This is a genomic window from Saccharopolyspora gloriosae, from assembly GCF_022828475.1.
Classification (GTDB): Bacteria; Actinomycetota; Actinomycetes; order Mycobacteriales; family Pseudonocardiaceae; genus Saccharopolyspora_C; species Saccharopolyspora_C gloriosae_A.
In genome coordinates this window covers 3493574-3514621 of sequence record NZ_CP059557.1, presented here as the reverse complement: position 1 = coordinate 3514621, position 21048 = coordinate 3493574, and the positions used below count along the sequence as shown (strand labels likewise).

At 69.3% G+C, this 21048-nt stretch carries 23 protein-coding genes; 17 read left to right on the top strand and 6 right to left on the bottom strand.

What is annotated here, in order from left to right:
• Nucleotides 1–18 precede the first annotated feature (18 nt).
• The gene (locus H2Q94_RS15075; protein WP_243787714.1) at nucleotides 19–642 is read left to right on the top strand and encodes a class I SAM-dependent methyltransferase; all 624 of its coding nucleotides are present in this window, start codon (nucleotides 19–21) and stop codon (nucleotides 640–642) included.
• Nucleotides 643–689: 47 nt separating this feature from the next.
• Here the strand turns inward: H2Q94_RS15075 and H2Q94_RS15070 are convergent, their stop codons facing one another.
• Nucleotides 690–1088, bottom strand: a complete 399-nt coding sequence (locus H2Q94_RS15070; RefSeq protein WP_243787713.1) for a VOC family protein — start codon at nucleotides 1086–1088, stop codon at nucleotides 690–692.
• Nucleotides 1089–1178: 90 nt separating this feature from the next.
• Here H2Q94_RS15070 and H2Q94_RS15065 point away from each other — a divergent pair, with 90 nt between their 5' ends.
• The 5 genes from H2Q94_RS15065 to H2Q94_RS15045 all read left to right on the top strand — a co-directional run bounded on the left by H2Q94_RS15065 (nucleotide 1179) and on the right by H2Q94_RS15045 (nucleotide 4800).
• Nucleotides 1179–2177 (top strand): helix-turn-helix transcriptional regulator, encoded by a 999-nt coding sequence (locus tag H2Q94_RS15065; protein WP_243787712.1) that lies wholly within the window; start codon nucleotides 1179–1181, stop codon nucleotides 2175–2177.
• A 168-nt stretch (nucleotides 2178–2345) separates the two neighbouring features.
• Complete coding sequence (locus H2Q94_RS15060) at nucleotides 2346–2804, top strand: hypothetical protein (RefSeq protein WP_243787711.1); 459 nt, start codon at nucleotides 2346–2348, stop codon at nucleotides 2802–2804.
• Nucleotides 2805–2810: 6 nt separating this feature from the next.
• Nucleotides 2811–3074: a DUF3817 domain-containing protein gene (locus H2Q94_RS15055; RefSeq protein ID WP_243787710.1), complete on the top strand. Its 264-nt coding sequence runs from the start codon at nucleotides 2811–2813 to the stop codon at nucleotides 3072–3074.
• A gap of 161 nt (nucleotides 3075–3235) precedes the next feature.
• A complete protein-coding gene (locus H2Q94_RS15050) occupies nucleotides 3236–3610 on the top strand; it encodes an MSCRAMM family adhesin SdrC (RefSeq protein WP_243787709.1) in 375 nt (124 codons plus the stop codon).
• Nucleotides 3611–3894: 284 nt separating this feature from the next.
• The gene (locus H2Q94_RS15045) at nucleotides 3895–4800 is read left to right on the top strand and encodes a patatin-like phospholipase family protein (RefSeq protein ID WP_243787708.1); all 906 of its coding nucleotides are present in this window, start codon (nucleotides 3895–3897) and stop codon (nucleotides 4798–4800) included.
• Between the two features lie 192 nt (nucleotides 4801–4992).
• Here H2Q94_RS15045 and H2Q94_RS15040 read toward each other — a convergent pair whose 3' ends face one another.
• Together H2Q94_RS15040 and H2Q94_RS15035 are read right to left on the bottom strand one after the other, a co-directional pair.
• Nucleotides 4993–5202, bottom strand: a complete 210-nt coding sequence (locus H2Q94_RS15040) for a DUF397 domain-containing protein (RefSeq protein ID WP_243787707.1) — start codon at nucleotides 5200–5202, stop codon at nucleotides 4993–4995.
• A complete protein-coding gene (locus H2Q94_RS15035) occupies nucleotides 5184–6059 on the bottom strand; it encodes a helix-turn-helix domain-containing protein (RefSeq protein WP_243787706.1) in 876 nt (291 codons plus the stop codon). The genes H2Q94_RS15040 and H2Q94_RS15035 overlap by 19 nt, the downstream gene beginning before the upstream one ends.
• 509 nt (nucleotides 6060–6568) lie before the next feature.
• Here H2Q94_RS15035 and H2Q94_RS15030 point away from each other — a divergent pair.
• Entirely contained in the window at nucleotides 6569–8125 is a 1557-nt protein-coding gene (locus tag H2Q94_RS15030) for a class I adenylate-forming enzyme family protein (RefSeq protein ID WP_243787705.1), read from the top strand.
• Here H2Q94_RS15030 and H2Q94_RS30975 read toward each other — a convergent pair.
• On the bottom strand, nucleotides 8017–8538 hold the full coding sequence (locus tag H2Q94_RS30975; protein WP_397545481.1) for a phosphotransferase: 522 nt from the start codon (nucleotides 8536–8538) through the stop codon (nucleotides 8017–8019). The genes H2Q94_RS15030 and H2Q94_RS30975 overlap by 109 nt on opposite strands.
• Between H2Q94_RS30975 and H2Q94_RS15025 the strand changes: the two genes are divergently transcribed.
• The 4 genes from H2Q94_RS15025 (at nucleotide 8461) to H2Q94_RS15010 (ending at nucleotide 13238) form a co-directional block, all read left to right on the top strand.
• Complete coding sequence (locus H2Q94_RS15025) at nucleotides 8461–8835, top strand: hypothetical protein (protein WP_243787704.1); 375 nt, start codon at nucleotides 8461–8463, stop codon at nucleotides 8833–8835. The genes H2Q94_RS30975 and H2Q94_RS15025 overlap by 78 nt on opposite strands.
• Before the next feature lie 42 nt (nucleotides 8836–8877).
• Nucleotides 8878–10158 carry a serine protease gene (locus H2Q94_RS15020; RefSeq protein WP_243787703.1) on the top strand — a complete coding sequence of 427 codons (1281 nt, stop codon included), beginning with the start codon at nucleotides 8878–8880 and terminating at the stop codon, nucleotides 10156–10158.
• Between the two features lie 467 nt (nucleotides 10159–10625).
• On the top strand, nucleotides 10626–12467 hold the full coding sequence (locus H2Q94_RS15015; RefSeq protein ID WP_243787702.1) for a hypothetical protein: 1842 nt from the start codon (nucleotides 10626–10628) through the stop codon (nucleotides 12465–12467).
• Between the two features lie 153 nt (nucleotides 12468–12620).
• A complete protein-coding gene (locus H2Q94_RS15010) occupies nucleotides 12621–13238 on the top strand; it encodes a pyridoxamine 5'-phosphate oxidase family protein (protein WP_243787701.1) in 618 nt (205 codons plus the stop codon).
• 85 nt (nucleotides 13239–13323) lie between these two features.
• Here H2Q94_RS15010 and rox read toward each other — a convergent pair whose 3' ends face one another.
• On the bottom strand, nucleotides 13324–14748 hold the full coding sequence (gene rox / locus H2Q94_RS15005) for a rifampin monooxygenase (RefSeq protein WP_243795702.1): 1425 nt from the start codon (nucleotides 14746–14748) through the stop codon (nucleotides 13324–13326).
• 377 nt (nucleotides 14749–15125) lie between these two features.
• Between rox and H2Q94_RS15000 the strand changes: the two genes are divergently transcribed.
• The 5 genes from H2Q94_RS15000 to H2Q94_RS14980 all read left to right on the top strand — a co-directional run bounded on the left by H2Q94_RS15000 (nucleotide 15126) and on the right by H2Q94_RS14980 (nucleotide 18131).
• Nucleotides 15126–15377: a hypothetical protein gene (locus tag H2Q94_RS15000; protein WP_243787700.1), complete on the top strand. Its 252-nt coding sequence runs from the start codon at nucleotides 15126–15128 to the stop codon at nucleotides 15375–15377.
• A gap of 65 nt (nucleotides 15378–15442) precedes the next feature.
• The gene (locus H2Q94_RS14995) at nucleotides 15443–15826 is read left to right on the top strand and encodes an effector-associated constant component EACC1 (protein WP_243787699.1); all 384 of its coding nucleotides are present in this window, start codon (nucleotides 15443–15445) and stop codon (nucleotides 15824–15826) included.
• Nucleotides 15819–17354, top strand: a complete 1536-nt coding sequence (locus H2Q94_RS14990) for a caspase, EACC1-associated type (RefSeq protein ID WP_243787698.1) — start codon at nucleotides 15819–15821, stop codon at nucleotides 17352–17354. Before H2Q94_RS14995 ends, H2Q94_RS14990 begins: the two co-directional genes overlap by 8 nt.
• A gap of 34 nt (nucleotides 17355–17388) precedes the next feature.
• Nucleotides 17389–17676, top strand: coding sequence for a hypothetical protein (locus tag H2Q94_RS14985; protein WP_243787697.1), 288 nt, complete (start codon nucleotides 17389–17391; stop codon nucleotides 17674–17676).
• An 11-nt stretch (nucleotides 17677–17687) separates the two neighbouring features.
• Nucleotides 17688–18131 carry a hypothetical protein gene (locus H2Q94_RS14980; RefSeq protein WP_243787696.1) on the top strand — a complete coding sequence of 148 codons (444 nt, stop codon included), beginning with the start codon at nucleotides 17688–17690 and terminating at the stop codon, nucleotides 18129–18131.
• Nucleotides 18132–18153: 22 nt separating this feature from the next.
• Here H2Q94_RS14980 and H2Q94_RS14975 read toward each other — a convergent pair whose 3' ends face one another.
• The gene (locus tag H2Q94_RS14975; protein WP_243787695.1) at nucleotides 18154–19338 is read right to left on the bottom strand and encodes a tyrosine-type recombinase/integrase; all 1185 of its coding nucleotides are present in this window, start codon (nucleotides 19336–19338) and stop codon (nucleotides 18154–18156) included.
• A 274-nt stretch (nucleotides 19339–19612) separates the two neighbouring features.
• Here H2Q94_RS14975 and H2Q94_RS14970 point away from each other — a divergent pair, with 274 nt between their 5' ends.
• Nucleotides 19613–20845 carry a coiled-coil domain-containing protein gene (locus H2Q94_RS14970; RefSeq protein WP_243787694.1) on the top strand — a complete coding sequence of 411 codons (1233 nt, stop codon included), beginning with the start codon at nucleotides 19613–19615 and terminating at the stop codon, nucleotides 20843–20845.
• The last annotated feature ends 203 nt before the right edge of the window (nucleotides 20846–21048 follow it).

Genomic DNA, 21048 nt, shown 5'->3' with positions numbered 1-21048 from the left:
ACCACGAAGGAGACGACCATGAGCGACCGCGCCGCGGAAGCGCACATGTGGAACGAGATGTACGCGAGCACCGAACACTTCTGGAGCGGTGAAGCCAACACCGCACTGGTCGGCGAAGTCGCCGACCTCCCACCGGGCCGGGTCCTCGACCTCGGCTGCGGCGAAGGCGGCGACGCCCTGTGGTTCGCCGAACGCGGCTGGCAGGTCACCGCAGTCGACCTGTCCCCGGTCGTCCTCGAACGCGCCCGGGCACGAGCCACCGAGCGGGGCCTGAGCATCCGGTGGCGGGAAATCGATCTCGCCACCGACTTCCCCGACGGCGAATACGACCTGGTCTCCGCCCAATTCCTGCACTCCTGGGGAGAACTGCCCCGCGAGAAGATCCTGCGCCGGGCCGCCGACGCCGTCGCACCGGGCGGAGTGCTGCTCGTCGAAGGCCACTGCGGCCGGCCCGCCTGGGAGACCGACCCGCACCCCGACGTGCACTTCCCCACCCCGCAGGAAGTCGTCGACTCCCTGCGCCTGCCCGACGGCGAGTGGGACGTGCTGGTGTGCGCCGAACACGAACGCACCCAACGCGACCCGGACGGCAACGAGACCACCCGCATCGACAGCACGGTGAAGATCCGCCGCCTGCGCTGACCCGCCGCGCCCCGGTCACCTCGATCGGGGCGCGCGTGGCGGCCCGGTCAGCGGGCGAACTTCGCGATGGCAGCCGGGGTGACCGGGGTGAAGAAGTTGACGAGGTTGCCCTCCGGGTCGCGCAACAGCAACGAGCGATTGCCCCACGGCATCGTCGTCGGCTCGGTGACGACCTCCGCCACCAGACCGGTCAGGTTCCGGTGCACCTCGTCCACGTCGTCGACGAGGAACTCGATGATGACGCTGCGGTTGGCGGCCTCGGACGCGGAACCGGGCGCGAACACCCCGACGGTGCGGGTACTCGCGATCGCCACCGTCGCCGAGGCGGTCCTGAGTTCGGCGAAGTCCTCGCCGGCCCGGTCCGCCCGCACCGCGGTGGCGTGCTCGTAGAAGTCGACGAGCCGAGCCACGTCGCCGGTGATGATGCGAATCGAAACGAACTCCATGAGGTCTCCCTGGTCGATCTGTGCTGGTGACCGCACGCTATGACCGATACCGGGCAGAACCCGCCCGGTATTCGCGAGAGACTTCCGGGCATGCCCCGCCCCACCGCCCGCGTGCTCGCCCTGCTGGAACTCCTGCAATCCGGAGGCATCCGCACCGTCGCCGAACTCGCGGACCGGCTCGGCGTGGACGAACGCACCGTGCGCCGCTACATCGACCACCTCGTCGACCCCGATGTGCCCGTCGAGTCGGTGCGCGGCCGTTACGGCGGCTACCGGCTCGCCCCCGGCTACCGCATGCCGCCGCTCATGCTCAGCGACGACGAAGCGCTCGCCGTGCTGCTCGGCTTGATCGCAGGACGCCGAACCGGGTTGCTCACGGCCACGCCCACGGCGAGTGAGACGGCGGCGGCGAAGATCCGGCGCGTGCTGCCCGCGCGGCTCGCAAACCGGCTCGACGCCGTGCTCGGCTCCCTCACGTTCACCGCCTCGGCCGCCGAACCGGCCGTCCCGGACACGTCCGTGCTGCTCCCGATCGCCGACGCCGCACGCCACCACCGGCCGATCTTGATCCGCTACACCGCCGCCGACGGCCGCCGCAGCCAACGCACCCTGCACCCCTACGGTCTGGTCGCCCACTCGAAACGCTGGTACGTGACGGGCACCGATGCCGAGATCGGCGAGGACCGCACGTTCCGGCTGGACCGCATCACCGAGGCGAGGACCTTGCCCGGTGCGTTCGAACCTCCCGCCGCGCTCGACCCGGCGCAGCGCGTCCTGACCGGCCTCGCCACCGCTCCTCACCGGCACGAGGTGACCCTGCTGATCCAGGGCACCACCGAGCAGATCCGCACCCGGCTGCCCGCCGGCGTCGCGATCATCGAGGAACCCGACCGCATGGACACCGGGCACTGGTCCCGCGTCGAACTGCGCGCCGAACGCCTCGACTGGCTGCCCGCCGTGCTCGCCTCCCTGGACCTGCCCTTCGCCATCGAACGACCCGATGAGCTCCGCGACCGCGTCACCGCACTCGCCGACCGCCTCGCACTCTCGGCCCGCCGACACCCTCCCCGCGCGGACCAGGGCCGCTGACCGCACAGATCGCCTCCGGTGATCCGCACCCACCCGGCAGCGCCGCGGACCTGGCCGCAGCACCTGCCGTGGCGAGAATCCGGTGGTTCCCGGCGATCACGCCACTGCCGCGCGGGCGCAGCGCTGGCTAGGTTTCTTCCCGTCCCCACCGGAAAGAAGACATCTCCCGTGACGAAGTTCCTGCTCAGCGTGCACGTGATCGCCGCGATCCTCGCCGTCGGCCCGGTCGCCGTCGCGGGCAGCGTGTTCCCCCGCTACCTGCGCCAAGCCGCCACCGACCCCGGCGCGATCACCGTGCTGCGCGCCCTGCACCGGCTGTGCCGGGTGTACTCGCTGCTGGGCATCGCCGTGCCCGTGTTCGGTCTCGCGACCGCACTGCAGCTCGGAGCGCTCGGCGAGGCGTGGCTGCTCACCTCCATCGCGCTGACCGCTGCCGCGGCCGCCGTGCTCGCCGCCGCGATCCTGCCCGCGCAACGCCGCGCCCTCGACCTCACCGCCGGCACCGAGGCGCTCACCGCGTCCCGGTTGCCCGCGAAACTGGGCATGAGCACCGGAATCTTCAACGTGCTGTGGGCGATCGTGACCGTACTCATGATCATCCGACCCGGTTCGACGACGGGAGCGTGACCGGGCATGCGCGGAGATCTCCGCCCGCTGCGCACCGCCGCCTACGTCGAAGCCGCGTCCCTGCTGGTGCTGCTGGTCAACCTCGCCACCGTGCACTGGGACGCGGTGTCCTCGGCGACCGGCCCCGTGCACGGCTGCGCCTACCTGATCACCATCGCCGCCACCTTCGCCGCCGCGGCCCCCGCACGAGCGAAACTCGCCGCGTTCCTGCCCGCCATCGGCGGCCTGCTCGCCCTGCGTATGCAAGCCACGAGCGGCACCTCCGGTTGAACGACGATCCGAGCGGAAGCGACCGAACGGCCCGTTGTGAACGTTCTTCTCCGGAACGGGCAACCTCGCCGAACTTGGTGGCGTCAAGGCGATGACGAACGGGTGCGGCGAAACGCCCTTCCACGACGGCACATTCGCCGTCCGCTCCCAAGGAGGATGTTGTGCGACAAGTCCTGTCCGCATTGGTCGCGGCGCCCCTGCTGCTCGCCGTTACCGGAGCACCCGCCTACGCCGACACCCCGCCCAGCTCGGTGTCCGGAGTCGTCTTCTACGACCTGAACTCCGACGGCGTGCGCCAACCCGACGAGCCCGGAGCAGCCGGCTTCAAGATCGGGGTTCGCTTGGTCTCCGACGACGTGGGGATCTCGACGTACACCGACGCCAACGGCCACTACCACGTCGGTGACATCACCGCGAAGGGCAAGTTCTCGGTCCAGATCGACCGAGCCGGACACGACAGCACCACACCCTGGGCCGTCGGCGGCACCTTCAACTACGGCGGCGTCGACGCGGTCGTCGACTTCGGCATCCGGTAGCGCCTCGGCGCACCGAACGCGGGCCACCGTGATGTGAGTGAACGGACCGTTCGTCCAAGCACATGGGACGAACGGTCCGTTCACTCACATCACGCCGATGACCGATCACCCGCGCGGGATCGCATCGGACTGGTAGTTTCCAGCCGACCGTGCCACCGTCCGAGGAGGTGAGACCCATGAACGCTGCATCGACGTGGGTGCTCCTTCCTCCCTGCACGGTCGGCGATTGACGTAGGTGTCGCCGGGAGCGCCTCGACAACAAGGCACTCCCGAAAGGCGAACCCATGGTTGACAACGTCGCTCTGGTCCTCGGTGGTGGTGGCGCCGCCGGGCAAGCGTGGCAGATCGGTGTCATCGCAGGTCTGGCCGAAGCCGGTCTTGATCTGACCGAGGCCGCCGACCTGGTGATCGGCACCTCGTCCGGCGCCACCACGGCAGCGCAGATGCGCAGCGCAACAGCGGCCGAACTGCTGGCCTCGGTGCTGTCCCCGGCGGCGCCACCCGTCGGACGAACCCCGCGGCAGCCGCCGTCCCCGCCCAGGGACACGGTGTTCGAGCGGATGAGGGCCATCGGCGCCGCCGCCACCTCAGCAGCGGATCTGCAACGTGCGATGGGCGCGTTCGGGTTGGAGAGCGACTCCGTGCTCGAACCCGGAGCAGGACGACGTGCACTGGTCGCCGCCCGGTTGCCCCACACCGAATGGCCGGATAGGCCGATGATCGTGGTCGCCGTCAACGCGCACACCGGCGAGCCGGCCGCGTTCGACCGCGACTCCGGCGTGGACCTGGTGGACGCGGTCACCGCGAGCACCGCACTGCCCGGCCTGGTCCCCACCCACAGCATCAACGGCACCCACTACATCAACGGGGGCGTGCGCTCCGGCGAAAACGCGGACTTCGCCTCGGGTTACGCGAACGTCGTGGTGCTCTCGCCGTTCGGCGGACGAACCGGGACACCACCGGAAGGCCAGTTCGAGGGCCTGCGCAGAGAACCGGAATGGGGCACGGACCTGGCAAGTCAAGTAGCGGCCCTGCGCGAGCAGGGCAGCCGCGTTGAGGTGATCACAACGGACGCCGACTCCCGAACCGCAATGGGCACGAACCAGATGGACCTGGCAACCCGAATCCCCGCCGCCCGTGCCGGTTTCGCCCAAGGCAAACAGGAAGCGACCCGCGTGACGATCCTCTGATCGCATGCCGCCCGGCCTGACGTGCGCGGTCGCGCTGTCCGGCTGAGGAGCCCGGCCGCACGAGCGAACGGCGGCCTGGCCGAACAGTGAACGGACCGTTCGTCCAACTTGATTGGACGAACGGTCCGCTCACTCAATGCAAAGGCCCGTGAACCACAGCGCGGGAGCGGGAAGCCCGCGTCGGTCCGGGGGTCAGGTGTGGGTGTCCTCGTCTCGGATCCGCAGGTCTTGCAGGAACACCGCAAAGGTCTGCGGGTTGAACATCAGCACTGTTCCGGTGGGGTCCTTCGAATCGCGCACCGCCGTCAAGCGCGGTGTGCGGGCCACTTCGACGCAGTTCTCCTGCGTGCCGCTGTGGCTGCTCTTGTGCCAGGTCAGGTGCGTTAAATCGGTGGGCTCCACGTGCTGTCGGCCTCCGCGTCCATCGCTGTTGCCAGGCTGGCAATCACCTCACCTGATTGTGTCTCAGCGAGCGCCTGGGTCAACAGTGAGCGGAAGGCCTTTTCGTACGTGGTGATCTCCGATCGGTCTTCGACGAACAAGCTGCACGTGAGGTTCTCCAGGAACACCACCGTCGGCCCATCCGGTTGCCGCAGCAGGGAGAACGAGCCGTTCGCGCCCGCGTGCGCACCGGCGTTGGGCACCACTCGCACCCGGATGTTCGGCCACTGCGCCATTTCCAGCAGGTGCTGCAACTGGCGGCGCTGCACGTCCACACCGCCGATCACCCGGCGCAACGCCAGCTCGTCGATGACCGCTGTGAACGTGGGAGCGTCCCGGCGGCGCAGCACCGCGTGCCGCCGCAGCCGGGTCACCATGCGCTGCTCCACCTCTGATTCGGGCACCAGCTTGGAATCCGCCATCAGCGCACGCGTGTACTCCCCGGTCTGCAGCAGCCCCGGAATGAGCATGCCCTCGTAGTTGACGATGCGGTCGGCGCGGGATTCCAGGGAGATCAGCGTGTGCTGGCGTTCGGGGAAGTCCGGTCGATCACGGTGCCACCACCCGTCCTCACAGGCTTCCCGTGCCAACGCCATCGCCGTTTTCCGGCGCGCACCCGTGACCCCGTAGACGGCGAGCAACGCGGTGACGGTCTCGATATTCGGCCGCCGCCGACCCGTCTCGATGCGGCTGAGCTGGCTCGTGGACAGATCGATGCGCTTGCCCGCATCGCTGATCGTCAACTTCGCCCCGGCGCGGAACCCCCGCAACCGCTCGCCCAGCTCTTGGCTCCGGACAGTGATCTCCTGCGACGACATGGCCGCTCCTCCTCAACTCGGGAAGCGGCCATGATCGACGCAGAAGGGTGGTCGAACAGATCACCTCGGCGGCGTTTTCCGCTCAACCACACCAAAGCCCGAACGCATGCCAAGCCCGCAACGCCGAGGAGCGCTACGGGCGCTCGCCGATCAGCGCCGTGCGGTAGACCTAGCGCCGGTCGTCGGCGGAGTCACAAAGAGGGGCGGAATGCCGTGGCTGGCTTGATAGGAGACACCAGGCCAGGAAACTCCTCGAAAATTCGGTCAATTACCCGCACATGGGATATGCGGAAACAAATCGGTCACCGAACGGCCGTGCTCCAGGGGAGTTCCCGAATCCGGCATCCCCATGTGCGGACCGCCGCCTGAACGCACTTCTCCCGAACTATGACCGATTTCCCGCAGGCGAGTGTTCAGAGATTGGTCGCTGTCGTCACCTCTCGCGTCGTATTGGAAGCGGGACGTGATTGCATATCCGGGTGATTCCAAGTGCCACGATCCCCACAGGGATGTACATCGAGCAGATCCTCTCCCAGTGGGAGCAGGACGAGGAGCGGGACGCGCTGGTGTGCGGTCCGGTGCGGCTCACCCGCGGCCAGGCCCGGCGGCGGCTCTTCCAGCTCGGGCATGCGCTTCGCGAGCAGGGACTCGCGCCGGGCGACGGCATCGGGCTGTTCCTGAGCAACCGTGCGGAATCGGCGCTGCTGGTGCTCGCGGTGCACATGATCGGTTGCCGGGCGGTGATGCTGCCGCCGGAGCCCGGTCCGGGTGAGCTCGCCGCGCTCATCGACCAGTCCGGTGCCCGCGTCGTCGTCGCAGACCCCGCCTACGGACAGCAGGCACTGCAAGCCGCCGAGCGCTGCACCAGCGCCCCGAAGCTGCTGAGCCTCGGCGCATCCGACGCCTCGCCCGCCGACGCCGATGTGTGGGAGCTCGCGCAGCAGTGCCCAGTGCAGCGGCCCGAGACCACACCGGAACCCGGCCCCGCTGACGTGATCACCGTGTTCTACACCGGTGGCACGCTGGGCCGGCCGAAGCTCGCGGCCCACGGTCGAATGCCCTACGACCTGGTGGCGGCCACGGCTGAAATGGGCCGCGCGCTGCAACCCGCAGGCGGAGACCGGGTCCTCGCGGCGACCCTGCTGACCCACACCAGCGGCCACCTGACCCTGCTCTTCGCCCTGCTGACGGGCTCGACGCTGGTGGTGCTTCCCGAGTGGGACGCGGACGCCGCGTTCACCACGCTGCGGGACGAGGAGATCACCGTGACCACGGCGGTACCGCCGATGCTCTACCAGCTACTGGACCACCCGAGCTGCGAGCGCAGCGCACTGCCCGCGCTGCGGCAGATCAACCTCGGTGCGGCGCCCATCGCTCCGGACCGGCTGCGGCAGGCCGTCGAGACGTTCGGGCCGATCATTTCCCAGGGCTACGGGCAAACCGAGTGCGCGGGCATCACCGCCCTGCCGCCGGAAGACCTGCCCGACCCCGGCGACATCGACTCCCCGCTGTGGCGCAGCTGCGGGCGACCCATGCCCGGCACCCAGCTGGAGATCCGCGACCAGGACGGCGAACCACTGCCCCAAGGCGAAACCGGCGAGGTCTGCGTGCTCAGCCCGCTGCGGATGCTGAGCTACTGGCAGGACCCGACGCGCACCGCGCAAGCTGTGGACGCCGGCGGATGGCTGCGCACCGGCGACATCGGCTACCTGGACGCGGACGGCTACCTGTATCTGGTGGACCGGGCGAAGGACATCATCGTCACCGGCGAGACCAGCGACAACGTCTACAGCAAGGTGCTGGAGGACTTCCTGCACACCCTGCCCGGTGTGCGACACGCGGCGGCCGTCGGCATCCCCGACGAAGCCGTGGGCGAACGGGTGCGGATCTTCCTCACCGGCGAGGACATCGACACCGACGCCCTGGCCGACGCCGTCACCGCGGAACTCGGGCCGAACTACACGCCGCACGACACGGTGCTGCTGCCCTCCCTGCCCACGACCCCGGTCGGCAAGGTCGACAAGAAGGCACTGCGCGCCGGCGCGGAACCGGCGCTGCAGCGCTGACACCAACGCTCAGTCCCCGGCGCCCCACGGATGGGGCACCGGGGACGGCCCCAAACCTCAGCCGAGGCCGGACACGAAACGCCGGAACGTGCATCCAGTCGTCGTGATCGGGCAGCTGTCCGCCGCGGCCAGAGCCGCGGAACTCTCTGCCGCCGGTGTCGATGCCTCGCACGTCGGCGATGAACTCGGCGAGGTCGTGCGCGAACAGCGTCGAGCCGCACGGGTCGGCGACTGCGGCATCGGTTACCCGGAAGCCAGGTCTGCACCGACCAAGGCAGCGGATATCCCGCCCCCGGCTCTCCTATCGCGACGGGCTCGAGTGTCGGTGCTCGCGAGTGGCGCCGCAGCTCGTGCGCAGCGCCCGCCTCGATCTCCAACGAGCGGCGCGTCTCAGCGGGATCGTCTGGCTGCATCGGAAACCGCGCGACGAGTCCTTCGCCGAACTGGAACAACACGTTCACCGTGCCCGCGGCGTCGAGTGCACGGACCGACAGATCACGCCAACCGGGGAACTGGTCGTCCACGAGCTCGCCGGACCGTCATCGCCCCAGCATCGCAGCGACCGCGATGTGAAGGGGGTGAACGGACCGTTCGTCCAACCAGATTGGACGAACGGTCCGTTCACCTTGATGGCCCCGAGCGTGGTCGAGGCCGGTGCTCTCTCGGCGAAAAGATCGGAACTCGCCCCGGCGTCGCGGAGTTCGAGCTAGCTTCGATCACACCCGCAGACGCGAGTTCGGGGGTTTCGCAGCATGAACGGGTTGGCGACCGATCCGCTGGACTCCGCGCTCGTCCGGTTGCGCGACGGGCGGCGCGTCCTCGGCGCGGGGTTCCTCATCGCGCCCGGTGTCGTCGCGACCTGCGTGCACGTGATCGGTGACGCGGAGCCGATGGCGGACTTCCCGCTGCTGGGCAGCCAGGGCCACGCCGTGGAAGTGCTGGAACGCGACGACGAGCTGGATGTGGCGATCCTGCGGCTGGCCGAACCGCCCTCCGGTGCGCTGCCGGTTCCGGCGCGGATCAACGGTGAGGTTCGTGATCACCGCTTCCGCACCGTTGGTTTCCCCGCCGACCTGCCGGAAGGCGTCTGGGTCACCGGGCGGCTCATCGGTGCCCAAGGTCGTGGCCGCATCCAGATGGCGCAGGACACCGGTCACTGGCAGATCGAACCCGGTTTCAGCGGGGCGCCGGTGTGGGACGAGGAACTCGCCGGTGTCGTGGGCATGGTCGTGACCACCACCGCCCGCAACGCCGCCACCGCGCACCTGGTGCCGACCACGGCGCTCGGTGACGCGTGGACGGCGCCGTCGCGCAATCCGTACCGGGGGCTGCGGTCGTTCCGGCAGGAAGACGTCGAACTGTTCCGCGGCCGCGACACCGACATCGACCGGCTGCGGGAACTGGTGGACCGGCGGGACTTGGTCGCGGTGGCGGGGCCGTCCGGTAGTGGCAAGTCCTCCCTGGTCCACGCCGGATTAGCGCCTCGGCTCGAAGCCGCGGGGACGCGCATCGTCGAGCTCGGCGCGCACGACGAGATCCCCGAGGTCACCACCGACACGCTGCTGGTGCTCGACCAGTTCGAAGAGGCCGTCGTCGAGAATCCCGTGACAGCGCGGGAGAGGATCGCTGAGCTGACCGGGGCGCTGGCCCGCTCGGAACGGCTGCGGGCGGTGCTGACGCTGCGGTCCCGGTCGCTGGACGACCTGATCACGCGGGACACCGTTGACGAGCTCAACCGCTCGGTGTGGTTCCTCGAACCGATGTCGCGTGCGCAGCTCGCCGCCGCCATCGAAGAACCCGCGGCGCTCGTCGGCGGACTGGCCTTCGAAGCCGGTCTGGCGCAACGCATCCTCGACGACACCAGCGACGAACCCGGCACGCTTCCGCTGGTGTCGCTCGTGCTGGAACAGCTGTGGGAGAACCGCCACGGCGCGTGGCTCACCCACCAGGCCTACGACGCGCTCGGCCGCGTCCCCGGAGCGCTGAGCCGCCACGCCGACGGCTCCCTGCCCGAACCCGACGACCTCGACTGATCAACCCGGGCAGGAGCGTCGCGCCCGGGAAGTCGCCGTGTTCGGCTTCAGCGCGCCCGGGTGCCGGTCGATCTCGGCGCGCGGCCCGGCGGCGACGATCGTGCGCCCGTCGATCAGTACGGCGCCTGCTGACCGCCGACACCGTCCGGACCGGTCCGGACGGTGTCGGCGGTCAGCAGCAGCACGAAGAATCCTCTCGACGTTCACACGGCGGCTCGCGGTCGACGGAGATGTCCGTGCTCGCAGGCGCTCGGACGGGAAGCCCGCCGCAGGGAACGGCCACGCTCGTCGCCCCAGCTGATCCGACGAGCGGACCCGACCCTGCTCGGACGCCTCGGCGGCGGTGGGCGGATTCGCTGCCTTTCCAGGCAACCGCCGAGTCACCTGGGTGTGCCCTCCTGGCCATACCCCGGAGCCCCTGCCGCGTGCGAGCTTCCGCGAAGGACTCGACGTCGTGGAGGAGCTCGATGCGGGAGCGGAAACAAGGCGAGAAAGGCCCGGGTGCCCCGGACATCGTGGTGACGCACGGCAGGCCGACGCACCCTGCGAACGCGACCTCGGGCGAGTCGTCGGCCACATCCTCGGTGCTCGGATTGCACGGCACGATCGGGAATGCCGCCGTCAGCCGACTGATCACCGCCCAGCGGCGGCCGGACGGTGAACCGGTCCTGCAGCGGGTCACTCCCGGTTCTCAGAGCGGCGACCAGCGTCCCGCCTCGACGCACGGGCCGCTGCGCGGAATTCTGCGCGACCTCGACAGGCTCATGAACAGCTATCAGAACTTGATCACCAAGCATCGGGAAGCCGTTCGGATGCGCGATTTGCAGAACGGCACTCGCCCGGACATCAACCGGGACCGCGTGCTGGAGATCATGGACGTGTTGCAGGACATCGAGAGACTTCGACGATCGGACGCGGAGACCGAACACTGGTGCACGACCAACGCGTCGTGGTTGCGCCAGGTGCGCGACAGCCTTGACGTCGATCTTCGAATAAGCACCGAAGAGTGGCAGAACTTCGGATACTTCGTCATGCTCAACTTCGGCCGGCTGTGGGGATTGCCGGAAATGGGCGGACTCTCGTTCAACGGCTCCTACCTCGACTACTTCAAGTCCATGTCCGCGCGGACCCGGGCCTCCCTCGACAGGGACGAGGCCGTCACGCAAGCCCCGCGCCGGCCCGAGGCCCCGGCCGGCGCAGGCAAGAAGGACTCTGGGGACACGCCGGACAAGTGGACCGACAGCCTGCGGCAGAAGGTCGAGGCGGCACTGAACAAATGCGTCCTTCGGCATTACGCACCGGCAAGCCGAGTGAAGAGCATCCTCGGCCCCGACCCTGACAGCGCGCTCAAGTCCCTGGCGGTGTTGAACAACGAAGGCGCGGCGGCGACGCACAACACCGGTGCGTTCGACCTCGAAGACCTGGCCAACCACGGCTTCGTCTTCTTCTACATCGAGCCGGTGAGCGCGGGTTTCCGCGGCAGCCGCTTCGGCGAGGGCGAGCCCGCTCGAATCACGCTCCCGATCCGCGCGCTCCAGGAGCGAAACGGGTGGATCATGCTCAACGACTTCCTCGATCAGGAGTCCCCGACGCTCCGCGCCGACAAAGGCGGGGAACTGCTCTCCTACACCCGCGCCGAGAATCCGTCGAGCCCGTCCGACCCCTATCGGTCGGTCCCCGCGAAATCTCCCGCCGGGAAGTTGAAGAAATCCGTGGAAGGCATGGCCGGCTTGTACGCCCGGGCGGAGGTGCGAGTTCAGGAGGTGGCCGCTCTCGCCGACCAGATCCGCGCACTGGCCGAGACCGACCACGAGCCCGCGAATTCCGACACCACGGCCGATCTGCACCGGATGTTCGATCTCATGCGAGACCTCCAGCGAGCAGAGTCGGAGCTGTCGGCGGAGATCTCGACCATCGACCCGACGAAGCTTCACGAGCTGAGCGAGACTCGCCGCGAGTCACTCGACGATGCCGAACGCTTTTCCAGGAAGGTGAGGATTTACCGGAAGCCCGCCAACCTCACGGACAGCACGATGCAGTACTACGGCCCTCAGGGGCGCGACGAACGCCAAGAGCCGCTTCCGTCGAACGTCCTGGTCGGCGCCGACGTCGTCCCGGGGCTCGCGCAACGCTGCGTCGTCGAGGTCGCCCGCATTCACCGCCAGCACCCCGATGTCGCCCAGCGCCTGATGAGCATGCCAGGTGAGGAACTCATCCGGGTGCTGCTCAAGGACTTCACCCGCCCGCAGGCGATGCTGCAGAAGAAGGTTCCGTTCACGCGCGGGAACGTCGAATTCAAGGCGCCGTGACCGGAAACCCGGCAGGGGCCGTTTCCCCGTTCCGCGCGACCCGGCTGAGCCTGCTGTGCGGCCGGGTGCAGCGACAGGCTGAGGCCGGGTCGCGCTCGTCGGAATGCTCACAGTGTCGCGGAATTCGCTTGATCCGCAGGTGATACTCGATGGATGGGAACCGTGTACGCGAGCCTCGACCAGCGATTACGGACATTCATCGACGAGCAGCCGGTGTTCTTCGTGGCCACCGCGCCGCTGTCCGGCGACGGGCACGTCAACCTGTCCCCGAAGGGGCGTTCCGGCACGCTCCTGGTGCTCGACGAGCTCACCGTGGCCTACCTCGACTTCGGTGGCAGCCACGCCGAGACCATCGCGCACCTGCGGGAGAACTCCCGCATCACGCTCATGTGGTGCGCGTTCACCGGGCCGCCGAAAGTGCTGCGGGTGCACGGCCGGGGCACCCCGGTGTTCCGCGACGACCCGCGATTCGGTGAACTGATCGGACGATTCGGCGACGCCGACGGGCCGGGCCTGCGGGCGATCATCATCGTCGAAGCCGAGCGCGTCAGCGACTCCTGCGGGTTCGCGGTCCCGTTCATGGAATACAGCGAGGAACGGGACCTGCACGCGCGGTACTTCGGCCGCAAGACCGACGACGAGTTCGCCGCCTACTGCGAGAAGAAGGACACCAACGTCGCCAGCATCGACGGCCTGCCCGCCCTGCCGGTGCCGTTGCCGCCCCGCGCCGAAACGGTCGACGCGGACATGGCGGACCACGGCCTTTCGTAGATCAATTTCGTCACCGTGACCAATCAGTCCTGACCACGAGCATGCGCCTGGAACGGTTGATGTGGCGCGGTTCGGCGCTCAAGGATCAGCCGTCGGATCCGAACCACCGGGCGAGTTCTCCGCGCAGGCTGCGCTGATCGTCGCCGGTCCACGCCACGTGCCCGTCGGGGCGCAGCAGCACCGCGGGCACGTCGAGTTCCTCGCTGACGTCAACGACGTGGTCGACCCGATCGGCCCAGCCCTGCGTGGAGAGCTCGCCGGTCTGATCGAGCAGCAGGCCGCGGCCGCCGTGCATCAGCTCGTAGAGCCGTCCCCGCTTGAGCTCCACGTCGCGCAGCCGCCGCCCGAGCAGCGGATGCCCCTCGCCGAAGTCGTAGCGCACACTGATCGCGGTGATCTTCTCGATCAGGTAGCGGTTGACCTCCTCGAACTCCATCAGTTCCGCCAGCAGCCCCCGTACCGCCCGCGGCCCCGGCTCGGTGGAGAGCAGTTCGCTCTGCGCGCGAGTGTTGTCCAGCACGGCGGCCGCCACCGGGCGCCGTTCGGCTTCGTAGGTGTCGAGCAACCCCTGCGGCGCCCAGCCGGTGATCTCGGCGGCCAGTTTCCAGCCGAGGTTGAACGCGTCCTGCACACCGAGGTTCAAGCCCTGACCGCCGGTCGGCGGGTGGACGTGCGCGGCGTCGCCCGCCAGCAGCACCCGGCCCGTCCGGTAGCGCTCGGCGAGCCGGGTGGCGTCGCTGAAGCGGGACGTGGAACGCGGCGAATGCATCCCGAAGTCGGTGCCCGCGAAATCCCGCACCCGTCGGCGCAGCTCGTCGATCGTCGGCGGAGCCGCGCGATCCTCCGACACCCCCTTCGCGGGCACGATGAATCGGAAGATCCCGTTGTCGAGGGGCATGGCGCCGAAACGGGCGTGAGTTGCGCGGACCTCGGCGATCACGGCCGTCAGTTCCTCCTGCGACGTGGTCACCTCGACCTCGCCGAGCAGCGTCTCCGTTCTGGCGGGCTCGCCGGAGAAGTCGACGCCGAGCAGTTTGCGCACGGTGCTGCGGCCTCCGTCGCAGCCCACCAGGTAGCGCGATTGCAGCAACGCCCCGTCGGCCAGCTCGGCGCTGACCTGGTGGTCGTGCCGGGTCAGGCCGACCAGTTCACGGCCGCGCCGGATGTCCACGCCGAGCTCGGTGGCGTGCTCGGTCAACAGGCGTTCGGTGGCGCGCTGCGGGATCGCGAGGACGTAGGAGTGCGCGCTGTCGAGCCGCTGCGGCCAGGACTTGGCGATCCCGGCGAAGAACCCGCCGGCCACCACCTTCTCCCCCACTTCGAGGAACCGTTCCAGCAGGCCACGCTGGTCCAGCACCTCGATGCTGCGCGCGTGCAGTCCCAGCGCGCGGACCTGCTGCACCGGCGTCGCTTCCCGTTCCAGCACCAGCACGTCCAGGCCGTGCAGCCGCAACTCACCGGCCAGCATCAACCCCGTCGGGCCGCCGCCCACCACGATCACGTCGTGCATCGAATCCCCCATCGCCACGGTGGGCGCGACGACCGCGTCGACCGGGGCGCGCTCACCGAGCTGAACATTCATTTCCGCAGGTTGCGGCTTCGATCGGAGAGTGTGCGGTACGACCCGGCTCTTGCCGCAAGTCCCCCTGTGCGCTATAAGTTGAAACAGGCAAGGAGAGGAGCACCTCCCTTGCCGTTGTTTTCGCCCGCCTGCGGGCTTTCCTTCCGCACCGCGCGATCCGCGCCGGTCCGTGTTCGTCTCGCGTTGTCGCCGCTGATCTCGGTTATTCCATTCGAGTGAACAAGGTCGAACCCGCGTAGTTTGATCGTGGAACCTGCGACCTTGTTCCCAGGGGCGATCGCGCTGGGGACGGGGTGGGGGCTGCGATGAGCAAGTGCGAGCGGTGCCGTGAGAACGAGGTCCATGGCGGCATGACGCTGTGCGATCCGTGTTTGCGGAAGATCGGGTCGGCCATGCAGGAGCTGGAACGCGGTGGCGTTGACCTCCATGACCCGGATCCCCGCATCAACCCGACCGCGCCTCCTCTGCAGCCGCGAGGCGGATGCGTCCTTCTCGCCATCGCCCTCGTGGCGATCCCGCCGGGCCTCGTCATCGGCCTCATCGACGTCATCGCGTAGCGGCAGGTCCGATGAGGATCTGCGGCCGACACAGGAACTAGGCGGACCATCGACCTGGAGGCCCGATGCCGGAGCCGATCTCCCCGCAGGACACCGCAGCAGAGCGCGCCGAGGGATCGTTCGCAGTCATCGTGACGCTCTCCGAGCCTGCCGATACCGGTCCGTTGTTCCGCCGCCTTCGCACCGTCCCGGGCACCACCGTGACCCGCGAACGTTCCGGCCCGGGTCACGGTGAGCTCGGCGTCGTCGAGGCGCTGCAACTGCTGGTGCCTTCCGCGACGGTGCTCGCCATCGCCATCCGGACGCTGCCCGTGTTCATCATGTCCCGGCGGTCGTCGGTGACCGTGACGCTCACTCGCAAAGACCGCTCCGTGACGGTCACCGCTGAGAATCTTGACGATCCGCACACGGTCCTGCAGTTCGCCGAACATCTGCTCGGCGATGAGTGAGCCGGCCGACCGGGACTACTCCCGGTCGCGTGCGGTGCTCATGGGGACCTGGGACTACACGGACTTCGAGCAGGTCCTCGCGGTCCAACGCAGCTTCAACCGGATGCGAGATCTGCTCCTGGACCCGGTGTGCGGCCCGTGGCCCGAAGAGTCGATCGTCGCGTTGAAGAATCGGAGCACGCTCGGGACAACTCATGTCGAGCTCATCGAAGCGTTCATCGCGGCCACGGACGTCGCGCTGTTCTACTACGTCGGACATGGAATCTACGATCACCGCGAGCGACTGTGCCTCACCGTGGGCGACACCAGGAAGGACTCGAACTTCACCGCCGCCACGGCGCTGCCGTTCGAGGCTGTGCGAGACGCGTTCCGCGCCAGCCACGCCGCCGTCAAGATCGCCGTGCTCGACTGCTGCTATGCGGGCCTCGCCACGGAAGACTACGGGCGCCTCGCCGCCGACCACCTGCCCCCGGTTTCCGGTGCGTACCTGCTGATGAGCAGCAGCGCGGTCGAGATGTCCTGGTACGAGCTCGAGGAAGTCGCCGACGCGCAGACGTACTTCACGAAGGCCCTCGTGGACACGGTGCGTGCGGGGATTCCCGGCGGGCCTGCCGGGCTCACGTTCGATCACCTCTTTCGCGTGGTCGCCGACCAGCTCATCGAGAACGGCAGACCCGAACCGGGACGCCGCATCGAAGATCACGCCGCCGGATGGGTGTTCGCCTCCAACAACGCCCCGGAATCCCCGGCCGAGCCCGGCGCGGACCCGGAGACCGTCTTCCGCGAGGCGTACCGGCGCGAGACGAAGGAGGGCGTCGAGCGGCTACCCGCCATCGCCGCGCTGTACCGCGCGGCGGCCGCGGCAGGCCACACCCCCTCGATGAACCGGCTCGGGCAGATCGAGGAAGGTCGCGTCCAAGCGAGGATGCAGGGCATCGAGCCCGGCCCCGTCAACGGCACGGCGCTGTCGAAGGCCACGCAGTGGTACACGAGAGCCGCCGAAGCAGGTGACCCGGTCGGCCCGCTTCACCTCGGACAGCTCTACGAACTGCACTACCGGGATCGGGACCGGGCGTTGTACTGGTACGCCCTCGCCGCACGGCGCGGGAACAGCGCGGCGCGGGAACAGCTGACCGGACTGGAGCAACGCATCCGCCTCGGGATCACCGGGTCCGAACCGCCCCGGGACGGTGACGACGAGCAACCGGCACAGGCTCGTGCGGCGCCCGATGACACCCTCGCCCGCCTCGCCACCGACATGTCGCGTCGGCGATGGCTGGACGACTGGGGTGGCGTGGAGTCGCTGGCGATCGCCCAGTGCCTCGACATCCTCATCGACGCCTGCGGCGGGGCCAACGGTGAATGGGCCGCCCTCGACGAGACCGAACAAGAACGCATCCTCGCCGACTTCATCGCGCTGCGGCCGCGCAAGGCGGACCTTGCGAGCACGGCACGTCGGTTCTACGAAGCCGCCGGTCCCGGGAACCTCCGCGACCACGCGGCCGCGAACCGCCGCCCGGCCAGGTGACCCGAACCGAGCCACAAGACGAAGGAAGTGCGACGTGGCAATCCCGGACATCAGCACGGAACTGCGGCAATCGCTCGACCGCCACCGGTTCTCGCTTCGGCCACAACCCGAGGCCCGTTCCGGTGAGAAGACCGTGCACCTCGTCCTCGACCACGGCGCGGAGGCGCTCCACGCCGGGCGCGTGGACTTTCACCTCGGGCTGTGGAGCGCCTTCGCCGTCGTGCGAGGGCATGGGCTCTTCCGCTCCGAGGAGGTCAGCCGGCACGAGACGTTCGAAGAGGCCGTGCTCGCCGTCCTCGCGAACTTCACCCACCTCGAGTAGGAGGCGCCAGCATGCGTGTCGAACCGCGATTCCGCGATCAGATCAGCTGCCTCGTCCTCAAAGACCGCAGGGCCAAAGCGCTCGATGAGGCGCTGTCACCGCAGGACAGAGTCGCATTCAACGGTTTCCTCGTCTCGGTGGTCGCCGTGCTCCTCGCGCCGCTGCTGGGTGATCGCGCCAAGATCGAGGACCTGGCGGTGTTCAGCGGTGAAGTCGCCGCCCGGCACCGCAGCGAGGGCCGGCCGGTCAACGAGTTCGTCGTGGAGGAGATCCTCCGCGAGATCTACGGCATCCCGCGGCTGTTTCGAACGGTCCCGGTGGAACCCGTGGCCGTGTCGAGTGCGGGCGCGGCGATCGTGCGCTACCTGAACAACACCGACTCCGGTATCGCCGCCGACATCGACCGCATCCTCGAGGTGGCGGTGTCGCTGCATCAACGCCGAACCGGGGAGTGATCCGGACGTCCCAGCCTGGTGATCAGTACGCGGGCAGCCAACCCCTGTGCAGAGCCGGGGAGAGTTCGTGGGCTGCGGAGTGGGCGAGGCCGTCGGCGTCGTGCAGGTAGCCCTCGGTGGTCGAGAGGGCGGCGTGGCCGAGGTCGTGCTGGACCTGGCGGGGTTCGGCGCCGCGAGTGATCGCGTGGGTGGCGTAGGAGTGCCGCGCCGAGTGCGGGTGGATGGTGTCGCGCAGCGGGGCCAGGTGGGTGGCGATGAGCGCGGCCTGCTCCCCCGCCAGCAGTTCCCGCAGCCATCGGGAGCGAGGCGGGGGCGCGTCGGGTGCGGGCGCGAACGTCGTGCACAGCCGGCGCAGTACGGCCTGCACGTGGGAGACGTGCACTCGCCGTCCGGTGCCGGTGATCAGCAGCGGCTGGGGTGGGCGGTTGCCGGGCTGGTCGCGCAGCGCGGGGACGGGTGCGTCGGTGCGGACGGCGAGGTAGTCCTCGACGGCGTCGGCGACGGGTGCGGCGAGTGCGACGCGGCGGTCTTTGGCTCCTTTTCCGTGCACGCGTAGCGCGGCGGGGCCGCCGGGTGCGGGCCGGTGGTAGTCGGCGAGGTTGACCCCGACTAGTTCTTCGGCCCGCACTCCGGTGCCGATCAGCACTTCGATCATGGCGCGGTCGCGCAGGCCGCTGCGGTTGTCGGCGGCCAGCAGGTGCGCGGCGAGCAGCAGCGCGCGGCAGGCCTCGAACGACCACATCGCGGTCGCCGAGGGGGTGGCGCCCGCGCGGTTGAGGTGCTGGGCGGATCGGTCCACCAGGGCCGCCGGGTTGTGCTCGGCGAGGCCTTCGCGCAGCAGGTATTTCCGGTAGAACGCCGAGACCGCCGAGAGCATGCGGGCGCGGGTCGCGTCGCGGTATCCGGCTCGGGCGAGTTCCTCCAGCCACCGCTCCACGTGTTCGACCCGGACGTCGGCGAACGAGGCGAAGTCGTTGCGCACGCACCAGTTGAGCCATTCCAGTCCGGTCGGCTCGATGCGCCGGGCGCGGCCGCGGCGGCGGCCCGGCTCGGGCGCGTGGTAGCCGGGGACCCAGTCCAGCGGGATGCCGAGATCGGTGGCGTAGGCGACGCGGGTGTTCAGCGACGTGTAGATCCGCAGGAACTCCGCGAAGCGCTCCCGGCCGGACTTGTCGTCCTGCTCGTCCCGTACGGCCACCTCGGTCATGTGCTCCCGCTCCTCCTCGCTTTGGGGCCTCATTTTCGAGCCCCTGCTTCCCGCGCCCGCAGGGTGTCCGTTTTGCGGCATTGCAAGGCTCCGTGTCCGCCCTGCGGCCTCATGATCAGAGTATATCCATAATCCTCCTTATTCATATGGTCACTCCTGGTATCCGCGCTCCGGATGGTTCCACTTAGTTAACTGAAACCAGGCGATATGGTTTAATAACTGGAACTGAGCGATCGGCGCAGATTCGGGCCATGAAGGGTGATCGGCGGGAACGATGACGGAACACGAGGACGCGGACACGGCCTTCGGCACCACCGGGCAGGTGCCGCCCGCGCGACGAGGCAGCCGGGACGAACGGCGGGAGTCGACCCTGCGGGCGCTCGCCACGGGACAGGACGCCCACTGCGCCTACTGCGGCGAACCACTCCCCCCGCTGCCACCGCGCGGCGGACGTCCCACGCCGTACTGCCCGCCCGACCCGGAGCGCTACGGCAACTGGGGCGCGAAGACCATCAGCTGCGCCATGCTCGACGAGCACCGCGAGATCTGGACTCGCGTCTACGGCGCCGACCAGCCGATGACCCACCTCGACGTGCACGCCCTCGACGAACGCCTCGCCGCACTGCGCTCGGTGCTCGACCCCACGAGGGAGGAGATCGCGGCACTGCAGGCCCACGCGAGCTCCGAACTCGCCACCGCGCTCACCGCGCGCGGCTCTGCCGAAGCCGAGCGCGATCACGCCGCCGAACAGGCCCGCGCCGCGCTCGCCGACCGGGACCGTGCGGCAGCCGACGCCGCCGAAGCCCGCACCGAAACCGACACGGCCCGCACCGAGCAGTCCGCGGCCCAGCAGCGCGCCGAGCAAGCGGCGCAGGACCGGGACCAGGCCCTCGCCGACAAGGCCGCGGCAGAGCGCGTCGCCGAACAAGCCCAGTCCGACCGCCAGAACGCGCTCGACCAGGCCGCCGCGGCGCACCAGCGCATCACCGACCTGCAGAACGCTCTCGCCGAGCAGCGCAGCGGTGCCCTGGAGCAGCAGGATCGCCTGCGGCGCGAGCACGACCAAGCAAGCAGGCAGCTGCACGAGCAGCTCACCGCCGTGCACGAACAGCGGATGCGGGAGCAGGAAACCGAGCACGCCGAACGGCTCGCGGCCGCGCAGGCCGGCGCCGACGAGCGCATCGCCGAACTGACCGATCGACTCACCGCCGCCACCCGCGGCTACGCCGAGAGCCTCGGGCCGCTGCACGAGCAGCTCACCACGGTGCGCGAACAGCTCACCGGGCGAACGGCCACGGCCACCGCCGCGCAACGGCGCTTCGAGGAATTGCGCGACGGGCTCCGCCACGCGCTCGACTCGCAACCCCGCGTCGAAGACGCCGACCACGGCGAAACCCTGCGGCAGAAGCTGCGTGCGCTGTTGCCCGAGACCACACCGGTCCCGGACGGGGCCGCCGATGACCTCGCCGCACCCGATCCGGACCGTCCGTCCCCGCCACGGAACTGATCGCTACCCGGCTCGGGCACGCCAGGTGGCGGAGGTCCGCGCGGACGTGCCGAGCTCGCGACGTGGTGGCCGGTGATCCCACCGGGGCAGGTGCTGGGCGTTTCGAGACGATGTTGCTCTGAAGCGAGTTCCCGTCGGCTATGCGCACCTAAGGTGCGGTCGGTGCGACGCCGCGCTGATCGCATCATTGGCGGACCGGTACC

What these genes read in the sequence shown, in the direction of transcription:
- H2Q94_RS15075 (WP_243787714.1), top strand. Translation starts at nt 19, where the DNA reads ATGAGCGACCGCGCCGCGGAAGCGCACATGTGGAACGAGATGTACGCG.
- H2Q94_RS15070 (WP_243787713.1), bottom strand. Translation starts at nt 1,088, where the DNA reads ATGGAGTTCGTTTCGATTCGCATCATCACCGGCGACGTGGCTCGGCTC.
- H2Q94_RS15065 (WP_243787712.1), top strand. Translation starts at nt 1,179, where the DNA reads ATGCCCCGCCCCACCGCCCGCGTGCTCGCCCTGCTGGAACTCCTGCAA.
- H2Q94_RS15055 (WP_243787710.1), top strand. Translation starts at nt 2,811, where the DNA reads ATGCGCGGAGATCTCCGCCCGCTGCGCACCGCCGCCTACGTCGAAGCC.
- H2Q94_RS15045 (WP_243787708.1), top strand. Translation starts at nt 3,895, where the DNA reads ATGGTTGACAACGTCGCTCTGGTCCTCGGTGGTGGTGGCGCCGCCGGG.
- H2Q94_RS15035 (WP_243787706.1), bottom strand. Translation starts at nt 6,059, where the DNA reads ATGTCGTCGCAGGAGATCACTGTCCGGAGCCAAGAGCTGGGCGAGCGG.
- H2Q94_RS15030 (WP_243787705.1), top strand. Translation starts at nt 6,569, where the DNA reads ATGTACATCGAGCAGATCCTCTCCCAGTGGGAGCAGGACGAGGAGCGG.
- H2Q94_RS30975 (WP_397545481.1), bottom strand. Translation starts at nt 8,538, where the DNA reads ATGCAGCCAGACGATCCCGCTGAGACGCGCCGCTCGTTGGAGATCGAG.
- H2Q94_RS15020 (WP_243787703.1), top strand. Translation starts at nt 8,878, where the DNA reads ATGAACGGGTTGGCGACCGATCCGCTGGACTCCGCGCTCGTCCGGTTG.
- H2Q94_RS15015 (WP_243787702.1), top strand. Translation starts at nt 10,626, where the DNA reads ATGCGGGAGCGGAAACAAGGCGAGAAAGGCCCGGGTGCCCCGGACATC.
- H2Q94_RS15010 (WP_243787701.1), top strand. Translation starts at nt 12,621, where the DNA reads ATGGGAACCGTGTACGCGAGCCTCGACCAGCGATTACGGACATTCATC.
- rox (WP_243795702.1), bottom strand. Translation starts at nt 14,748, where the DNA reads ATGCACGACGTGATCGTGGTGGGCGGCGGCCCGACGGGGTTGATGCTG.
- H2Q94_RS15000 (WP_243787700.1), top strand. Translation starts at nt 15,126, where the DNA reads ATGAGCAAGTGCGAGCGGTGCCGTGAGAACGAGGTCCATGGCGGCATG.
- H2Q94_RS14995 (WP_243787699.1), top strand. Translation starts at nt 15,443, where the DNA reads ATGCCGGAGCCGATCTCCCCGCAGGACACCGCAGCAGAGCGCGCCGAG.
- H2Q94_RS14990 (WP_243787698.1), top strand. Translation starts at nt 15,819, where the DNA reads ATGAGTGAGCCGGCCGACCGGGACTACTCCCGGTCGCGTGCGGTGCTC.
- H2Q94_RS14980 (WP_243787696.1), top strand. Translation starts at nt 17,688, where the DNA reads ATGCGTGTCGAACCGCGATTCCGCGATCAGATCAGCTGCCTCGTCCTC.
- H2Q94_RS14975 (WP_243787695.1), bottom strand. Translation starts at nt 19,338, where the DNA reads ATGACCGAGGTGGCCGTACGGGACGAGCAGGACGACAAGTCCGGCCGG.
- H2Q94_RS14970 (WP_243787694.1), top strand. Translation starts at nt 19,613, where the DNA reads ATGACGGAACACGAGGACGCGGACACGGCCTTCGGCACCACCGGGCAG.